This window comes from Lysobacter cavernae, from assembly GCF_042648505.1.
GTDB lineage: Bacteria > Pseudomonadota > Gammaproteobacteria > Xanthomonadales > Xanthomonadaceae > Lysobacter_L > Lysobacter_L cavernae.
In genome coordinates, this window is record NZ_JBHRXK010000001.1 from 425,091 (window position 1) to 441,756 (window position 16,666).

A 16,666-nucleotide genomic window follows, 5' to 3' on the forward strand; every position below is an offset into this window, starting at 1 on the left:
CCTGGAAGTGGAGGGATCAGGCGGCCTGAGCCGGCATCGAGCGGTTGGTGTGCGTCAACGCATTGCTGCGGTCGACGTAGACACAGGTCGGCTTGTGCTTGGCGGCTTCGGCCTCATCGCAGACGCCGTAGGCGCAGATGATCACCAGATCGCCCGGCTGCGCGCAGTGCGCGGCGGCGCCGTTGACCGAGATCACGCCACTGCCTTCCTCGCCGCGGATGGCGTAGGTGACGAAGCGCTGGCCGTTGTTGACGTTGTAGATGTGGATCTGCTCGTACTCGCGGATGCCCGAGATATCGAGCAGACGGCCGTCGATCGCGCAGGAGCCTTCGTAGTGCAGCTCGGCGTGGGTGACGGTGGCGCGGTGGATCTTGGCCTTGAGGACGTTGAGTTGCATGTTCCTGACTCCGACCGCGGACGTGCGGGCGTGAAAATCGAAGTCTAGCAGCGCATGGCGCACTGCAACATCACCCCCAGCCCCGGATTGGCGACGCCGCTGGAACGGTTCAGACCGCCACCGCAGCCGCGATCAGGCCTCGAATTCGAGATTGTCGATCAACCGGGTCCGGCCTAGGCGGGCCGCAATCAGGGCCACCCGTGCCCCGCCCTCGCCATCGGCGGGGACGGTCAGGTCCAGGCCTCGGATCACGGCGTAATCCGGCACGAACCCGGCGGCGGCCAGGCGTTCGTGGGCCTCGGCCTCGATCGCCCCGCGCGGCCGGCCGGCCTGGGCCGCCTCGCGCATCGCCTGCAGGCAACGGTGGATTTGCGCCGCCTGCTCGCGCTCGGGCGCCGACAGGTACTGGTTGCGCGAGCTCATGGCCAGGCCACTGCCCTCGCGCACGATGTCCGCGCCGATCACTTCGATCGGGAAAGCCAGATCGCGGACCAGGTAGCGGATCACCGCCAGTTGCTGATAGTCCTTGCGCCCGAACACCGCCACGTCCGGCTGCACCTGGTTGAACAACCGCGACACCACGGTGGCCACGCCGTCGAAATGACCGGGGCGGTGCGCGCCTTCCAGGGTTTCGCTGACCGCCGGCACCTGCACGCGCACGGTCGCCTCGACGCCGTAGGGGTACATGGTCGCCACCGAAGGCAGCCACACCGCATCGCAACCGGCCGCCTCCAGGCCATGGGCATCGGCCTCGGGCGTGCGCGGGTACTGGGCGAAATCCTCGTTCGGACCGAACTGGGTCGGGTTGACGAACACGCTGGCAATGACGCGATCGGCGTGCGTGCGCGCCAGCCGGACCAGCGAGAAGTGGCCGTCGTGCAGGTTGCCCATGGTCGGTACCAGGGCAACGCGCAGTCCTTCCCGGCGCCACTGCGCCACGCGCGCGCGCAGCGCGGCCAGCTCGGTCACGGTTTCGATCATGGCGGTTCGACGGACGTTTGACGCGTAGGTGTTCGAGACGGGGGTACGCCGGTCAGGCATAGGAGTGCTCGGCGTCGGGGAAGCTGCCGCCGCGCACGGCCTGTGCATAGGCCTGCACCGCACCGGCGATCGAGCCGCCCTGCGCCAGGAAATCCTTGACGAAGCGCGGCCGGCGATGGCCGGAATTGACCCCGAGCAGGTCGTGCAGCACCAGCACCTGGCCATCGCACTGCGGGCCAGCACCGATGCCGATGGTCGGGATAGTGAGGTCGGCGGTAATCGCCGCCGCGACCGGGGTGGGCACGCATTCCAGCACCAGCAAGCTGGCGCCGGCCTCGGCGACCGCGCGTGCATCGGCACGCAGCTTGGCAGCCGCCACTTCGTCGCGGCCCTGGACCTTGTAGCCGCCCAGGCGCAGCACCGATTGCGGGGTCAGGCCCAGGTGGGTGCAGACCGGGATCTCGCGCTCGACCAGGAAGCGGATCACCTCGAGCTTGTGCCCCGCGCCCTCCAGCTTGACCATCGCCGCCCCGGCCTGCAGCAGCTGCACCGACGCATCGAGTGCACGCTCGGGCGTGGCGTCGGCCTGGAACGGCAGATCGGCGATCAGCAGCGCCTTGTTCAAGCCGCGCGCGACGCAGGTGGTGTGGTAGGCGATGTCCGCGGTGGTGACCGGCAAGGTGCTGTCGTGGCCCTGCACGACCATGCCTAGCGAATCACCGACCAGCACCAGGTCGACGCCGGCGGCGTCCATGGTGCGGGCGAAACCGGCGTCGTAGCAGGTCAGCATCACCAGCTTGCAGCCGTCGCGCTTGGCATCGGCCAGGGCCGGCACGGTCCAGGGTTTGTCGTTGGGGGTTCCGGCGTACATGGGCTGGGGCCTGCCTGCTGTTAGAGCCTACTGGCGCGGCCGACCTGGGCGCGGGCGCTCAGGTGTCTGCCGTGGGGTCGGCATAGGGTAACGCCTGGATGTCGCCGGCATCGATCCTCGCCAATGCCTCGTGTGCCAGACCGATGTGCGCAATCACCGCATCGGGTGCGATCTCGACCAGCGGCACCAGCACGAACGCGCGCTCGTGCAGGTGTGGATGCGGCACGTGCAGGCCGGGTTCGTCGACGACCGCATCGCCGTACAGCAGCAGATCGAGGTCAAGCGTGCGCGGGCCCCAGCGGTCACTGCCATCGGCCCGGCGATCGCGTCCGGCCCGGTGCTCGATCGCCAGCAGCCCCGCCAGCAAGGCCGGTGGCGTCAGCGAGGTTTCCAGCATCGCCACGGCATTGATGAAGTCGGGTTGCTCGGTCACGCCCCAAGCCGGCGTCCGGTACAGGCGCGAAGCACGCAGCAATCGCGTCTGGGCCAGCGTGTCGAGCGCAGACAGAGCCGTGCGCACGGTACCGACACTGTCGCCGAGGTTGCTGCCGAGGCCGACAAACGCGACCGTGACCGGGTTCATTCGCCTGCGGGAGCCTGGCCACGCCGCCGGCGCCGGCGCTTGCGCGGTGCGACTTTTTCGCCCTCATCCGCGCCCTCGTCGATGGCACGCGCCTCGATCTGGGCGGCGAGCTCGTCGCCAGACTTGGCCTGCGCGTCGCGCCAGAAGGCGACATCATCGGCATGCTCGTCCGAAGCCGTCAGGCGCAGCACCAGGAAATCGAACGCCGCGCGGAAGCGTGGGTGCGACAGCAGGCGGAACACGCGCTTGCGCTGGCGCTGCGAGAAGCGCGACTGCAGCAGCCAGATCTCCTGCATCGGCAGCGAGAAGCGGCGCGGCAACGCGATCGTATTGAGCTGGTGCACGGTCACGCGATCGGCGGCGCGGCGTTGCGCCTCGGCCGCATGCACGCCCTGCGCCTGCAGCGCCATCAATGCGCGGCAATAGGCCGGCCACAGCAGCAGCGCGAACAGGAACGCCGGCGATACCGGCTCGTCATTGGCGACCCGTGCGTCGGTACCCTTCAGGCCTTCCAGCAGCATGCGCCGCAAGGCGCCGCTGCGATTGGACGCCAGCGCCGCGGCGGTTTCCGGCAACAACGCCGGCAACAGGCCATGGCGCTCCAGGCCGAGGAAGCTCGCGACCGCGTGGCCGGACAGGAACAGCTTCAGGCATTCCTCGAACAGACGCGCCGGTGCGGCCTCGGCCAGCAACGGCGCCAGCTGCGGGATCGGGGCCGCGGTGGCCGCCTCGATCTCGAAACCGAGCTTGGCCGCCAGCCGTACCGCGCGCAGCATCCGCACCGGGTCTTCGCGGTAGCGGGTTTCCGGATCGCCGATCAGGCGCATCAGGCGATTGCGCACATCCTCGAAGCCGCCGGTGTAATCACGCACCGAGAAATCCTCGATGGCGTAGTACAGCGCATTGGCAGTGAAGTCGCGACGGATCGCATCGTCCTCGATCGTGCCGAACACGTTGTCGCGCAGCAGTCGGCCGCCTTCGTGCTGTTCGCGGTCGCCGCTGCCGTCGTCGCTGTTGGCGCGGAAGGTCGCGACTTCGATGATCTCGCGGCCGTAGACCACGTGCGCCAGGCGAAAGCGGCGTCCGATCAGGCGGCAATTGCGGAACAGCCCCTTGACCTCATCCGGCGTGGCGTCGGTGGCCACGTCGAAGTCCTTGGGATGGCCGCCGGCCAGCAGGTCGCGCACCGCGCCACCGACCAGGTAGGCGCCGAAGCCGGCATCGCGCAACCGGTACAGCACGCGCAAGGCGTTGGGGCTGATGTCCTTGCGCGAGACGTTGTGCTGGTCGCGCGGGATGATCCGCATCATGGCATTGGGAGATTGGCTGTCTGGCTGCATCGAGCGGGCGTCGCCGCGTTCCGGAAAAAAACGTGAGTGACCGTTGCCGGCGGCAACAGCGGCGCATATACTAGCAGGCCGCGCCACGTTGAGAGTCTGGCGCGGGGCCCACCGCTTCACCCTGCTCCCATCGTCTAGAGGCCTAGGACACCACCCTCTCAAGGTGGATACACGAGTTCGAATCTCGTTGGGAGTACCAGATACGGACAAAGCCCGCGCAGCGATGCGCGGGCTTTGTCCTTTCTGCACCTGTCCGCGGCTAGGGCCAGCCGGCGCGAGTCGCTACAATATTGGTCTGCCCCCAGCGCTTTCACCACGGATCCAACACCATGCCCTTCGTCGTCACCGAGAACTGCATCAAGTGCAAGTACACCGACTGCGTCGAGGTGTGCCCGGTCGACTGTTTCCACGAGGGCCCGAACTTCCTGGTGATCGACCCGGACGAATGCATCGACTGCACCCTGTGCGAGCCGGAATGCCCGATCAATGCGATCTACCCCGAGGACGACGTGCCGGCCGGGCAGGAAGCTTTCGTCGCGCTCAATGCCGAACTGGCCAAGGCCTGGCCGGTGATCACCACCCGCAAGGACGCCCTGCCCGACGCCAAGGACTGGGAAGGCAAGACCGGCAAGCTCGACCAGCTCGAACGCTGACCCGGGCGCGTCTCGCTGCAGCCATAGCCGAGGCGGACCCCGCAATGAAAACGGGCGCCCACGGCGCCCGTTTTCGTATCCGGTGGCGGTCGGATTACTCGTTGACCAGCGCCGTGCGCAGCGTATCGATCAGCTTCTTCGGGGCGTCACCGGCCGCGGGCAAGCCGCGCGGATCAACGGCCGAGATGTAGGCGCCGACATCGGCACCGGCCACACGCACCAGGAAGTTGCTGCCCTGGTAGTTGACGTCGTAGACGCCCAGCGCCTGGGCGCTGCTGGCGACTTCGACGCCCTGCACTGCGGCCAACGCCTCGCCGACCTTGGCGAACACCTCGTCGCGGGTGCCGACCATGGTGAAACCGATCGAGGTGGCGGCCGGCGCGGTCGAACCCGGCACCGCGGCCGGGACCGGCACGTTCACCGCGGTGTCGGTACGCGGCAGGTCGAGGTCCGGCGGCACTTCCAGCGGACGCGTCTCCGGGCTCTGCGCGTACAGGTCATTGCCCTTGCGGAACCAGCTGCAACCGGAGCCGACGACGACACCGACCAGCAACAGGCCGGCAACGGCGGCGCGGGACATCGAAACATAAGAACGCATGTGAATCTCCTGCAGGGTTCAGGCCGCGAGCGGGTCGCGGCAGGTTTGTTCGAGTTCGCGGACCAGGTCGGCGATTTGGCCCGCCGCCTCGTGGTGAGGGGCGGACAAAGGTAACAGCGGCAGGCGCAGGCCGTGGCCGATGCCCTGCCGCGCCAACAACGCCTTGACCGGGATCGGATTGGATTCGACGCCGAGAAATTCGTAGGCGGCGCTCATGCGCCCGTCCCATGCCTCGGCCTCGCTGCGCTTGCCGGTCCGGGCCAGGTCGGCGAGGCGGCGGAAAGCCGCCGGCAGCACGTTCGAGGCCACCGAGACAATGCCGTCGGCGCCGGCGAGCATGGCCCGGCACGCGGTCGGGTCGTCGCCGCTGAGCACGGTGAAGCCGTCGTCCTTGAACGCCAGCAATGCCGCCATGCGCTCGGGCTCGCTGCGCGCTTCCTTGATACCGACGATGCGCGGATGGTCGGCCAGTTCGGCCACGGTCTCCGGCAGCAGATCACCACCGGTGCGGCCGGGCACGTTGTAGAGCACGATCGGCAATGCGCCGTCGTCGGCGATGGCACGGTAGTGCGCGACCAGACCAGCCTGGGTCGGGCGCACGTACGGCGGTGTCACCACCAGCGCGGCATCGGCGCCGAGCGCGGCGGCGCGGCGGGTCTGCTCGATGGTCTTGGCGGTGTTGGACTGGCCGGTGCCGGCCAGCACCGGCACATTCCGGTTGCCCGCATGCCCACCGACGAATTCGATCGCACTGCGCAGCAGCGTGTCGAACTCGGCGTCGTACAGCGCGGCGGCCTCGCCGGTGGAGCCGGCCACGACCAGGGCCTGGGTGCCGCCGTCGAGCTGCAGCTGGAGCAGGAGCTGCCAGGCGTCGAGGTCGAGTTCGCCGGCCGTGTCGAACGGCGTCGCCAGCGCGGTGATGCTGCCGGTAAGTCGCAAGGTGTTCAGTCCCGTGGGAGTCGGTATTTCGTTGAATCCCCGCACATGGGTGTGCGGGCCATTGATCAGGGACGATCGTAAGGGAATGTTACTTGCGGCCCGAAAGCACGGGCAAGTATGCTGCCGTCAAGCCGCAGCCCGTACGCGGGCCGCCGTTCAGTCTCCGAGCTCCACAGCTCCATTACGCAGGCGCCGCCTTGACCGATTCCGCATCCCGGCCGTCGCCGAACGAAAATCACCTCCTGATCAACGCCTATACGACGCATCCGGAGTCGCCACTGTTGTCGGTGACGCGCCGGATCACCGACTCGGGCTGCAACCTGGTCGATGCGCGCCTGGCCACGGTAGGCCGCGATGTCTCGGTGACCGCGCTCGCCGTCGGCTCCTGGGACTCGGTCGCCAAGCTCGAGGCGATGCTGACCCGGCTCGAGCGCGAGGAAGGCATCAAGCTGGTCTGGTACCGCACCGGCCCCAAGGCGATGCAGTCCAACCTGCTGCCGTACGTGGTCGAGGTCGTGGCCGCGGACAAGCCCGGCATCCTGTTCCAGCTCGCCGACTTCTTCGACCGCCAGGGCATCACCATCGAAAGCCTGCACTGCTCGCGCTACCGGGCCATGCAGACCGGTGCCGACATGTTTTCGGCCCAGGTCACCATCGGCGTGCCGGCGAGCATGCACATCGCCGCGCTGCGTGATGACTTCCTCGAGTTCTGCGACCACCTCAACCTCGACGCCATCATGGACCCGATGAAGTTCTGAGAAGGCAGCGATGACCGCACTCGATACCGGCGACCGCATTCCCAAGTCCGTTTCCGAGCTGCCGCTGGCCCTGTCCAGCGGCGCGACGGTCCAGCTCAAGGACTACGCCGGCCAATGGCTGGTGCTGTATTTCTACCCGAAGGACAGCACGCCGGGCTGCACCACCGAGGGCACCGACTTCAACGCGCTGTTGCCCAAGTTCAAGAAGCTGGGCGCGACGGTGCTGGGCGTGTCGCGCGACTCGATCAGGTCGCACCAGAACTTCTGCACCAAGCAGGGCTTCAAGTTCGACCTGGCCAGCGACGCCGACGAGGCGCTGTGCCAGGCCTTCGGCGTGATCAAGGAAAAGAACATGTACGGGCGCAAGGTGCTCGGCATCGTGCGCAGCACCTACCTTATCGACCCCAAAGGCGTCATCGCCCAGTCATGGCAACCGGTGAAAGTCCCCGGCCATGCCCAGGCCGTCCACGACACACTCAAGGCTGCCGCAACGCAGTGATCACCCCAGCGTTCAACCCGTTCCGCCGTCCCGCCCCGCGGGCCACGGCGGCGCTGCCCTGCCCCTTCCTCAGGTCATCTGCCAGGAAATCCGAATGACGCGAAGCAAGCGCATCTACGTGCTCGACACCAACGTCCTCATGCACGACCCCACCGCGCTGTTCAAATTCGAAGAGCACGACGTGTTCCTGCCGATGCAGGTCATCGAGGAGCTCGACAACGGCAAGAAAGGCACCTCCGAGGCCAGCCGCAACGCACGCCAGGTCAGTCGCTTCCTCAACGAGCTGATCGAGGCTTCAGGCAGCGACAAGATCCACGACGGCATTACCCTGCTCCGGCCGAAGGGCCTACAACTGCGCGGCGTGCAGAGCATCGGCAAGCTGCGCTTCCAGACCCGCGACTTCGACGCCGGCAAGCGCTTCGGCGCGGTGATCCCGGACAACCACATCCTCGGCTCGATCCTGTCACTGAAGGAGTCCGACCCGGGCGTGCCGGTGGTGTTCGTGTCCAAGGACATCAACCTGCGCATCAAGGCTTCGATCGCCGGGATCGTGTCGGAGGACTACGAGAACGATCGTGCGCTCGACGATTTCAGCCTGCTCTACACCGGCGCGACCGCGCTGCCGGAGGACTTCTGGCAACGCCATGGCAAGGACCTCAAGTCCTGGACCGAGAAGGGCCGCACTTATTACGAGATCTCGCGCAGTGAGGACGACCGCGGGCGTGATGACGACTGGCATCCGAACCAGTTCCTGTACCTGCCCGGCGACGACGAGTCCGAACTCAAGGTCGCCAAGGTCACCGACGCCAAGGTCACGCTGCAGATCGTCGACGACTTCCGCCACAACCAGCACGCCGTGTGGGGCATCACCGCGCGCAACCGCGAGCAGAATTTCGCCCTCAACGCGCTGATGGACCCGGAGATCGATTTCGTCACCCTGCTCGGCACCGCCGGCACCGGCAAGACCCTGCTGGCGCTCGCCGCTGGTCTGGCGCAGACCATGGACCAGCAGCGCTACCGCGAGATCATCATGACCCGCGCCACGGTCAGCGTCGGCGAGGACATCGGCTTCCTGCCCGGCACCGAGGAAGAAAAGATGACGCCGTGGATGGGCGCGCTGACCGACAACCTGGAAGTGCTCACCCACAACCAGGAAGGCGGTAGCTGGGGCCGCGCGGCAACCAACGACCTGCTCGCCTCGCGCATCAAGATCCGCTCGATGAACTTCATGCGCGGCCGCACGTTCCTGAGCCGCTGGCTGATCCTGGACGAGGCGCAGAACCTCACCCCGAAGCAGATGAAGACGCTGATCACCCGTGCCGGCCCCGGCACCAAGATCGTGTGCCTGGGCAACGTCGAGCAGATCGACACGCCTTACCTGACCGAGACCACCTCCGGCCTCACCTACGCGGTCGACCGCTTCAAGAACTGGAACCACAGCGCGCATGTGACCCTGCGTCGGGGCGAGCGTTCGCGGCTGGCGGATTACGCCTCCGAAGTGCTGTAGCCGCTATTGCTCTTTGTAGGAGCGGCCTCAGCCGCGAGCTCTCCGGTTGTCGAATACAAAATCAAGAGCCCGCGGCTGAAGCCGCTCCTACAAAAGCGTGTGCGCGCCGATGCACAATGGCGCCATGGACGACCAACGCCCCATCTGCGCACTAACCATCGCCGGCTCCGACTCCGGCGGCGGCGCCGGCATCCAGGCCGACCTCAAGACCTTCGCCGCGCACCGCGTGCACGGGCTCAGCGCGATTGCCGCGCTCACCGCGCAGCACACCCGCGGCGTGACCGCGGTGGAGGTGCCGCCGACGGCATTCCTGCGCGCGCAGATCGACGCCTGTTTCGACGACTTCGCCATTGGCACGGTCAAGCTCGGCATGCTCGCCAACGCCAGCGTGATCCATGCCGTGACCGATGCGCTCGAGCACTACCGCCCGACGCACGTCGTGCTCGATCCGGTGATGATTGCCACCTCGGGGGCGCGATTGCTCGAGGCAGCCGCGCTCGACGCGCTGCGCACGCGCCTGATCCCGCTGGCGACCCTGATCACACCCAACCTGCCCGAGGCCGAACTGCTGCTCGGCACGCCCATCCCCGACATCACGGCGATGCGCGAGGCCATCCACGGCCTGCAGCGGCTTGGTGCGCGCGCGGTGCTGCTCAAGGGCGGTCATCTGCCCGGCGACGGCGACGTCGTCGACCTGTTCGCTCAGGGGCAGGAGGACGTGTGCGAGATCGCACACCCGCGCCTGCGCATCGATGCGCACGGCACCGGCTGCACCCTGGCGTCGGCCGTGGCCGCCAACCTGTGCCGCGGCCGTTCATTGCAAGCCAGCTGCATCGCCGCGGCCGACTACGTGCACGCGGCGCTGCGCGGCGGCTATCGACCTGGACGCAGCGAGGTCGTCGTGCTTGATCACTTTGGAGCGGCACCGCATGGCTGAGGCGTGGCAAGCACACGGATTCGACACTCAGGCCGATGACGGCCATCGCTGGCAGGTGTTCGCGCGCGTGCCGGCGCAACCGCGGGCGAGCCTGCTCTGGCTGCCGGCGCTGGGTGTCGCCGCCAAGCACTACCTGCCGTTCGCCGAGGCCTTGGCGGCCGGCGGTATCGCCGTATTCGTGCACGAATGGCGCGGAAACGGCAGCAGCAACCTGCGTCCGGGCCGGCGTGACGACTGGGGCTATCACGAACTACTTACCCGCGACCTGCCCGCCTCCGAGGCATTGCTCGAACAACAAGCCCCCGGTCTGCCGCGCATCGTCGGTGGCCACAGCCTCGGCGGTCAGCTGGCGTGCTGCCATCTCGCCCTGTCACCGGAGCGTGCGCGGCAGCTGTGGCTGGTCGCCAGTGGTGCGCCGTATTGGCGTGCCTTTCCGTTGCCGCACCGATTGTGGTTGCCGCTGGCCTACCGCTTCCTGCCGTGGTTGGCGCAGCGCCGCGGTTCGCTGCCGGGCCGGCACATCGGTTTCGGTGGCGAGGAAGCGCGCGGGCTGATCCGCGACTGGGCACGCACCGGCCTCAGCGGCCGTTATCGGGCGGCCGGCCTGAAGATCGACCTGGAAGCCGCAATGGGCGCGCTGGTCGACCTGGACGTCCGCGCCGTGGCGATGCAGCGTGATTGGCTCGGCCCGGAGTCCTCGTTGCGCTTCCTGCTGTCGAAGCTGCGCCACGCGCGCGCCACGGTCGACATTCTCGACAGCACGCAGCTGGGCACCCGCGCCGACCATTTCGCCTGGATGAAGCAACCCGAAACGGTGGCGGCGACATTGCTGCGCTGAGCAGCTTTTACGCCGAATTTACGCCGCCGGCGCGGCAGGGAATGGAGGCTTTACTGGGCATCTCCAGACAATGACGGCGTGGCCAATCGGGCCTCGTCCTGTTTTCTGGATACCTGCATGTCCCTGCATCTTTTCCGCTCGCGCGAAGCGTCCATCCCGCTGCTGTTTGCCGCCTGCGCGGGCATCGGCCTGCTCGCCCTGGGCGCACGCGCCGAGGCCGCCACGGTCACCGGCAACGCCACCCTGACCACCGACTACGTCTGGCGCGGCACCACCCAGACGCAGGGTGATCCGTCGGCACAGGCCGGCTTCAAGGTCGCCAGCGAGTCCGGTTTCTACGGCTCGGTCTGGGGTTCGAACGTCGAGTTCGCCCCGGAAACCCACGCCAGCAGCGAGATCGACTACACGCTCGGCTGGGCCGGCAACGTCGCCGATGACTGGGCGCTGGACGTCAATGTCCTGTACTACCAGTACCCGTCGACCACGGTCGACCTCAACTGGGTCGAGCTCAACGGCACCATGACCTGGAAGAGCAACTACTGGCTGCAGCTGGCCTACTCGCCGGAAGCCCTCGGCAGCGACGAGAACGGCATCTACACGCAGGTCGGTGCGCGCTTCCCGATCAACGACCAGTTCCGCATCGAGGCCGCCGCCGGTTACTACTACCTCGACGACGTCTACGACGACAGCTACCTGCACGGTCAGCTCAGCGCGATCTGGGCGGTCAAGGCACCGCTGGAACTGCGCCTGACCGCGCATGCCACCGATTCGAGCGCCGAGGACATCTTCGGCGATGAGTTCGCAGGCAACCGCATCGAAGCGGCCCTGCAAGCGTCCTTCTAAGGAGACGACGATGCCTGGCTGGCTGGCTCTGGTGTGCAGCATCGCGGTGGTGGTTGCCGCCGCGTACCTGCTGTACGTGGTTCTTCGACCCGAAGATTTCTAAAACACTGCCGTCATTCCGCGCATTCGCGGGGCTCCGGCGTCTTCTTCGGCAAAACCGTGAAGGCGCTGGACTCCCGTACCCGCACGAATACGGCTTGAGAGCACAACAATGATCGAGACTGTTCTTGTCATGGTCCTGGTGATCGGCCTGGGTTGGCCGCTGGGACACTACCTGGCCCGCGTGATGCGCGGCGAACGCTCCTGGCTGGACCGCGTGTTCGGGCCAGTCGAAAGCCTGATCTACAAGGCAGTCGGCACCGATGCGAAGCGCGGCATGACCTGGCGCGGTTACGCCAAGGCGTTCGCGTTGAGCAACCTCGTGGTCGGCCTGGTGGTCTGGGTGCAGTTCATGGTCCAGGCCTGGCTGCCGCTCAACCCCGATGCCATTCCGAACATGCGCTGGGACACCGCGCTGCACACGATGGTGTCGTTCCTGACCAACACCAACCAGCAGCACTACTCGGGGCAGGCCCAGCTCAGCTACCTGTCGCAGATGATCGGCATCGTCGGCCTGCAGGTGGCCACGCCGGTCATGGGCCTGGCAATGGTGGTGGCGACGCTGCGTGGCTTGTTCGGCGGGCGCCAGGAAATGGAACAGACCGCCGCCAGCGGTACCCAGGCCATCTCCGGTCATGGCGCTGTGCGTGAAGGTGAGGACCGCGACGTCGGCAACTACTGGGTCGACGTGACCCGCGCCACGTTGCGCTTCCTGCTGCCGCTGTGCCTGATCTGGTCGGTGCTGCTGACCTCGCAGGGCGTGCCCTCGACCTTGCAACCCGGTCCACAGATCACCCCGGTCGATGCCAGCGTCGAGATGAAGACGCAGAAGATCCCGCTCGGCCCGGTCTCGCCGATGGTCGCCATCAAGCAACTCGGTTCCAACGGTGGCGGCTGGTACGGCCCGAACAGCGCGGTGCCGCTGGAAAACCCGACGCCGCTCTCCAATTTCCTCGAAATGCTGGGGATCATGCTGATCCCGGTCGCGATCACCTTCATGGTCGGTCCATTCACGCGTCGGCGACGGCTCACGGCCATGGTCTTCGGCACCATGCTGCTGATGTCGCTGGCCTCGACTGGATTGTCGTTGTGGTCGGAGGCGTACTCCACCACCACCGCCGATCCGGCGCTGATGGAAGGCAAGGAAGTGCGCCTGGGCGCCGAAGCCTCGGCGCTGTGGTCCTCGGTCACCACACAGGTCAACAACGGTTCGGTCAACTCGATGCACGACTCGCTGGCGCCGCTGACCGGTGGCGTGGCGATCGTCAACATGCTGATCAACTCGATCTGGGGCGGTATCGGTTGCGGCCTGCAGCAGTTCCTGGTCTACCTGATGCTGGCGGTGTTCCTGGCCGGCCTGATGACCGGACGCACGCCGGAACTGTTCGGCCGCAAGATCGAGGCGCCTGAAGTGAAGCTGCTGGCGCTGCTGATCCTGCTGCAGCCGATCGTGTTGCTCGCCTTCACCGCTATCACGCTGGCCGTGCCGGAATGGACCGGAAACTCCAATCCGGGCTTCCACGGCATCAGTCAGGTGTTCTACGAGTACTCCTCGGCCTACGCCAACAACGGCTCCGGCTTCGAAGGACTCGGCGACGCGACCTACTGGTGGAACCTGAGCTGCGCGCTGGTACTCGCACTGGGCCGCTTCCCCGCGTTGATCGTGCCGCTGGCCGTCGCCGGCCTGATGGCGAAGAAGCGCGTGGCCCCGGAGAGCAGCGGCACCCTGCACGTGGAAACGCCGACCTTCTCGCTGACCCTGATCGCAGTGATCGTGATCCTGACGGTGCTGCAATTCATGCCCGCCCTCGTACTGGGCCCCATCGCCGACCACCTGGCTTTGACCAGCTCGGCAACGGGACTCTGAGGTAACAAACGTGACTGACACTATTCAAATCCCTCCGGGTAATTCCCATCTGGGTGCGGCCCGCCGCCAGGCCGTCGCTGGTCTCGACGCCGCGGCGCTTCGCACCACACTGATCGAGTCGTTCCGCAAACTGTCGCCGCGGCAAGCGGTAAAAAGCCCTGTCATGGCGGTCGTGCTGCTCGGCACGGTGCTGTCGGCGCTGATCACCGTGGCCACGCCAGGCAATGCGGCCTTCGGCATCGCGGTGACGGCGATCCTGTTCGTGACCGTGCTGTTCGCCAACTTCGCCGAAGCCGTGGCCGAGGCACGTGGCCGTGGCCAGGCCGCCTCGCTGCGTGCGGCGCGGCGCGACCTGGTCGCCCGTCGGCTGGACAACGGCAAGGGCGAAAGCCGCATTGCCGCGGCCTCGCTGAAGCCGGGCGACCGCGTGATCGTCTCCGCTGGTGAATTGATCCCCGCCGACGGCGAGATCGTCCACGGCGTCGCGACCATCAACGAAGCGGCCGTCACCGGCGAGTCCGCACCGGTGCTGCGCGAGGCCGGTACTGACCGCTCCGGCGTGATCGGTGGCACCAAGGTGCTGTCGGACGAGATCATCGTCCAGGTCAGCGCCGAACCGGGCCACAGCTTCCTCGACCGCATGATCGCGCTGGTCGAGGGCGCCAATCGCCAGAAGACGCCGAACGAGATCGCGCTGACGATGCTGCTGGCAGCGATGACACTGACCTTCCTGGTCGTGGTCGCCACCCTGCCCGCGCTGGCCGGTTTCGTCGACGCCAAGCTCGATCCGCTGCTGCTGATCGCGCTGCTGGTGTGCCTGATCCCGACCACCATCGGCGGCCTGCTGCCGGCCATCGGCATCGCCGGCATGAACCGCGCGCTGTCGGCCAACGTGCTGGCCAAGTCGGGCAAGGCGGTGGAAGTGGCCGGTGACGTCGACGTGCTGCTGCTCGACAAGACCGGCACGATCACCCACGGCGATCGCCAGGCCACCGCGTTCCACCCGCTGGCCGGTATCGATGCCTCGCAGCTGCGCGACGCGGCGCTGCTGTCGTCGCTGGCCGACCCGACCCCGGAAGGCAAGTCGATCGTGCGCCTGGCCCGCGAACTCAAGAGCACCGTGCCCGAGCCCGAGCACGCCAACTACGTGCAGTTCACCGCGCAGACCCGCATGTCCGGTGTCGATCTGGGCGACCGGGTCATCCGCAAGGGTGCCGGCGACTCGATCGGCCAGCACGTGCAGTTGCTCGGCGGCCAAGTCGTACCGGAACTGGCCGCGCGCATCGAACAGGTCGCTCGCGGCGGCGCTACCCCGCTGGTGGTCGCCGAAGGCCGCCACATCCTCGGCGTGATCGAGCTGTCGGACGTGGTCAAGTACGGCGTCAAAGAGCGCTTCGCTCGCTTGCGTGCGATGGGCGTGCGCACGGTGATGATCACCGGCGACAACCCGCTCACCGCTGCAGCCATCGCCGCCGAGGCCGGCGTCGACGATTACATCGCCGAAGCCCGCCCGGAAGACAAGCTCGCCCGCATTCGTGCCGAACAGGCCGGCGGCCGGCTGGTGGCGATGGTCGGCGACGGCACCAACGATGCCCCGGCGCTGGCCCAGGCCGACGTCGGTCTGGCGATGAACTCGGGCACGCAGGCGGCCAAGGAAGCCGGCAACATGGTCGATCTGGACAGCGATCCGGCCAAGCTGCTGGCGGTGGTCGAGGTCGGCAAGCAGCAGCTGATCACTCGCGGCGCGCTGACCACGTTCTCGCTGGCCAACGACGTGTCCAAGTACTTCGCGATCCTGCCGGCCTTGTTCGCCGCCGCCATCCCGTCGATGGCCGCGCTCAACATCATGCAGCTGTCCAGCCCGCGCAACGCGGTGCTGGCGGCGCTGATCTTCAACGCGATCATCATCCCGGCGCTGATTCCGCTGGCCCTGGCCGGGGTGCGCTTCAAGCCGGCCAGCGCGGTGTCGTTGCTGCGTCGGAACATGCTGATCTACGGCGTCGGCGGTGTGCTGCTGCCGTTCGTCGCCATCAAGCTGATCGACCTCGTCCTTGTGGCATTGGGGTGAGCGGACGCTGCTTGCGAGCCACTGGCTCGCGCGTCTGCGAACGCCCAAGCGCCATGCGCTTGGGCCGGGGCGATCCGCGATAGGTCACGTCATTTTTTGTGCTGGAAGCAAATTCCCATGAATGTAAACACAATCATCCAAGCCCCATCTGCAATGCTCGAAGACGGCACCTCGCTGCGTGCGAGCCTGCTGTTCACCGTGGTGATCCTGCTCGGCTTCGGTTTTCTCTACTCGCTGGTCGGTGCCACCCTGGGGCGCGTGCTGTTCCCGCAACAAGCCACCGGCAGCATCATCACGATCGATGGCAAGGAGCGTGGCTCGGCCCTGGTAGCCCAGCCGTTCGGCGACGCACGCTACTTCCAGCCGCGTCCGTCGGCAGCCGGCTACGACCCGATGGCCGCGGCCGGCAGCAACATGGCACGTACCAACCCGGACCTGCGCAAGCGCATGGCCGAGCTGACGGCCGAAGTGGCCGCACGTGAAGGCATCCCCGTCAGTGACGTCCCCGCCGAGCTGATCACCCAGTCCGGTGGCGGCCTCGATCCGCACCTGTCGCCACGCGGCGCCCAGGTGCAGATCGCCCGTGTCGCGAAGGCGCGCGGGCTCAGCGAGGCTGACGTCACCGCGCTCGTGGAGGCACACACCGAGCAAGCCCAATACGGTTTGCTCGGACAGCCGCGGGTCAACGTGCTGCAGCTCAACCTGGCCCTCGACGCAAAGCGCTGACAGGCAATGCCCCATCATCCCCGCCTTGGCGGGGATGATTCTTTTTCTGACACGCCCCCGCCTTGGCAGGGATGATTCTTTTTCTGACACGCCCCCCGCCTTGGCGGGGATGATTCTTTCTTTGACACGCCCCCACGAAGCGGGGCCGATGGCTTTACAGGC

17 protein-coding genes, 1 tRNA gene and 1 pseudogene are annotated in these 16,666 nt (G+C 67.1%); 12 read left to right on the forward strand and 7 right to left on the reverse strand.

All coding sequences use genetic code 11. The features are described from left to right. Positions 1–16: 16 nt before the first annotated feature. The 5 genes and pseudogenes from panD to pcnB form a co-directional block, all read right to left on the reverse strand. Positions 17–397, reverse strand: coding sequence for an aspartate 1-decarboxylase (gene panD, locus ACFOLC_RS01980; RefSeq protein WP_386757067.1), 381 nt, complete (start codon positions 395–397; stop codon positions 17–19). 132 nt (positions 398–529) lie between these two features. After that, the gene (gene panC, locus ACFOLC_RS01985; protein ID WP_386757068.1) at positions 530–1,378 is read right to left on the reverse strand and encodes a pantoate--beta-alanine ligase; all 849 of its coding nucleotides are present in this window, start codon (positions 1,376–1,378) and stop codon (positions 530–532) included. A gap of 52 nt (positions 1,379–1,430) precedes the next feature. Then, positions 1,431–2,249, reverse strand: coding sequence for a 3-methyl-2-oxobutanoate hydroxymethyltransferase (panB, locus tag ACFOLC_RS01990; protein ID WP_386757069.1), 819 nt, complete (start codon positions 2,247–2,249; stop codon positions 1,431–1,433). A 58-nt stretch (positions 2,250–2,307) separates the two neighbouring features. Then, the gene (gene folK / locus ACFOLC_RS01995) at positions 2,308–2,832 is read right to left on the reverse strand and encodes a 2-amino-4-hydroxy-6-hydroxymethyldihydropteridine diphosphokinase (protein ID WP_386757070.1); all 525 of its coding nucleotides are present in this window, start codon (positions 2,830–2,832) and stop codon (positions 2,308–2,310) included. Beyond that, positions 2,829–4,136: pseudogene (gene pcnB, locus ACFOLC_RS02000) on the reverse strand (polynucleotide adenylyltransferase PcnB); the annotation flags it as partial. The gene folK and the pseudogene pcnB, both read right to left, overlap by 4 nt. 159 nt (positions 4,137–4,295) lie before the next feature. Here pcnB and ACFOLC_RS02005 point away from each other — a divergent pair. Beyond that, positions 4,296–4,371 (forward strand) — tRNA-Glu (locus tag ACFOLC_RS02005). 130 nt (positions 4,372–4,501) lie between these two features. Further along, the gene (gene fdxA / locus ACFOLC_RS02010; protein ID WP_386757072.1) at positions 4,502–4,825 is read left to right on the forward strand and encodes a ferredoxin FdxA; all 324 of its coding nucleotides are present in this window, start codon (positions 4,502–4,504) and stop codon (positions 4,823–4,825) included. A 94-nt stretch (positions 4,826–4,919) separates the two neighbouring features. Here fdxA and ACFOLC_RS02015 read toward each other — a convergent pair whose 3' ends face one another. Further along, positions 4,920–5,423 (reverse strand): hypothetical protein, encoded by a 504-nt coding sequence (locus tag ACFOLC_RS02015; protein WP_386757074.1) that lies wholly within the window; start codon positions 5,421–5,423, stop codon positions 4,920–4,922. 18 nt (positions 5,424–5,441) lie between these two features. Then, entirely contained in the window at positions 5,442–6,362 is a 921-nt protein-coding gene (gene dapA, locus ACFOLC_RS02020; protein WP_386757076.1) for a 4-hydroxy-tetrahydrodipicolinate synthase, read from the reverse strand. Positions 6,363–6,559: 197 nt separating this feature from the next. On the opposite strand from dapA, the gene ACFOLC_RS02025 reads away from it, so the two are divergent. From ACFOLC_RS02025 to kdpC, 10 genes are all read left to right on the forward strand, one after another. Further along, positions 6,560–7,120 (forward strand): glycine cleavage system protein R, encoded by a 561-nt coding sequence (locus ACFOLC_RS02025; protein WP_386757078.1) that lies wholly within the window; start codon positions 6,560–6,562, stop codon positions 7,118–7,120. A gap of 10 nt (positions 7,121–7,130) precedes the next feature. Beyond that, positions 7,131–7,619, forward strand: a complete 489-nt coding sequence (locus ACFOLC_RS02030; protein WP_386757079.1) for a peroxiredoxin — start codon at positions 7,131–7,133, stop codon at positions 7,617–7,619. A gap of 94 nt (positions 7,620–7,713) precedes the next feature. Continuing rightward, positions 7,714–9,126 carry a PhoH family protein gene (locus ACFOLC_RS02035; protein ID WP_386757080.1) on the forward strand — a complete coding sequence of 471 codons (1,413 nt, stop codon included), beginning with the start codon at positions 7,714–7,716 and terminating at the stop codon, positions 9,124–9,126. A gap of 124 nt (positions 9,127–9,250) precedes the next feature. Continuing rightward, positions 9,251–10,063 (forward strand): bifunctional hydroxymethylpyrimidine kinase/phosphomethylpyrimidine kinase, encoded by an 813-nt coding sequence (gene thiD, locus ACFOLC_RS02040; protein WP_386757081.1) that lies wholly within the window; start codon positions 9,251–9,253, stop codon positions 10,061–10,063. Continuing rightward, a complete protein-coding gene (locus ACFOLC_RS02045; RefSeq protein WP_386757082.1) occupies positions 10,056–10,901 on the forward strand; it encodes an alpha/beta hydrolase family protein in 846 nt (281 codons plus the stop codon). Before thiD ends, ACFOLC_RS02045 begins: the two co-directional genes overlap by 8 nt. Before the next feature lie 117 nt (positions 10,902–11,018). Beyond that, positions 11,019–11,744, forward strand: coding sequence for a TorF family putative porin (locus tag ACFOLC_RS02050; protein ID WP_386757083.1), 726 nt, complete (start codon positions 11,019–11,021; stop codon positions 11,742–11,744). A gap of 10 nt (positions 11,745–11,754) precedes the next feature. Continuing rightward, positions 11,755–11,847 carry a potassium-transporting ATPase subunit F gene (locus ACFOLC_RS02055; RefSeq protein ID WP_386757084.1) on the forward strand — a complete coding sequence of 31 codons (93 nt, stop codon included), beginning with the start codon at positions 11,755–11,757 and terminating at the stop codon, positions 11,845–11,847. Between the two features lie 108 nt (positions 11,848–11,955). After that, positions 11,956–13,710 carry a potassium-transporting ATPase subunit KdpA gene (kdpA, locus tag ACFOLC_RS02060; protein ID WP_386757085.1) on the forward strand — a complete coding sequence of 585 codons (1,755 nt, stop codon included), beginning with the start codon at positions 11,956–11,958 and terminating at the stop codon, positions 13,708–13,710. 49 nt (positions 13,711–13,759) lie between these two features. Then, complete coding sequence (gene kdpB, locus ACFOLC_RS02065; protein ID WP_386757935.1) at positions 13,760–15,778, forward strand: potassium-transporting ATPase subunit KdpB; 2,019 nt, start codon at positions 13,760–13,762, stop codon at positions 15,776–15,778. Between the two features lie 117 nt (positions 15,779–15,895). Continuing rightward, a complete protein-coding gene (kdpC, locus tag ACFOLC_RS02070; protein ID WP_386757086.1) occupies positions 15,896–16,504 on the forward strand; it encodes a potassium-transporting ATPase subunit KdpC in 609 nt (202 codons plus the stop codon). Positions 16,505–16,666: the final 162 nt, after the last annotated feature.

Excerpts from the sequence above, each read along its gene's own strand:
- fdxA (WP_386757072.1), top strand. The coding sequence starts at position 4,502 with ATGCCCTTCGTCGTCACCGAGAACTGCATCAAGTGCAAGTACACCGAC.
- ACFOLC_RS02055 (WP_386757084.1), top strand. The coding sequence starts at position 11,755 with ATGCCTGGCTGGCTGGCTCTGGTGTGCAGCATCGCGGTGGTGGTTGCC.
- thiD (WP_386757081.1), top strand. The coding sequence starts at position 9,251 with ATGGACGACCAACGCCCCATCTGCGCACTAACCATCGCCGGCTCCGAC.
- kdpC (WP_386757086.1), top strand. The coding sequence starts at position 15,896 with ATGAATGTAAACACAATCATCCAAGCCCCATCTGCAATGCTCGAAGAC.
- panD (WP_386757067.1), bottom strand. The coding sequence starts at position 397 with ATGCAACTCAACGTCCTCAAGGCCAAGATCCACCGCGCCACCGTCACC.
- kdpA (WP_386757085.1), top strand. The coding sequence starts at position 11,956 with ATGATCGAGACTGTTCTTGTCATGGTCCTGGTGATCGGCCTGGGTTGG.
- ACFOLC_RS02035 (WP_386757080.1), top strand. The coding sequence starts at position 7,714 with ATGACGCGAAGCAAGCGCATCTACGTGCTCGACACCAACGTCCTCATG.
- panB (WP_386757069.1), bottom strand. The coding sequence starts at position 2,249 with ATGTACGCCGGAACCCCCAACGACAAACCCTGGACCGTGCCGGCCCTG.
- ACFOLC_RS02045 (WP_386757082.1), top strand. The coding sequence starts at position 10,056 with ATGGCTGAGGCGTGGCAAGCACACGGATTCGACACTCAGGCCGATGAC.
- ACFOLC_RS02015 (WP_386757074.1), bottom strand. The coding sequence starts at position 5,423 with ATGCGTTCTTATGTTTCGATGTCCCGCGCCGCCGTTGCCGGCCTGTTG.
- ACFOLC_RS02030 (WP_386757079.1), top strand. The coding sequence starts at position 7,131 with ATGACCGCACTCGATACCGGCGACCGCATTCCCAAGTCCGTTTCCGAG.
- panC (WP_386757068.1), bottom strand. The coding sequence starts at position 1,378 with ATGATCGAAACCGTGACCGAGCTGGCCGCGCTGCGCGCGCGCGTGGCG.
- ACFOLC_RS02050 (WP_386757083.1), top strand. The coding sequence starts at position 11,019 with ATGTCCCTGCATCTTTTCCGCTCGCGCGAAGCGTCCATCCCGCTGCTG.
- folK (WP_386757070.1), bottom strand. The coding sequence starts at position 2,832 with ATGAACCCGGTCACGGTCGCGTTTGTCGGCCTCGGCAGCAACCTCGGC.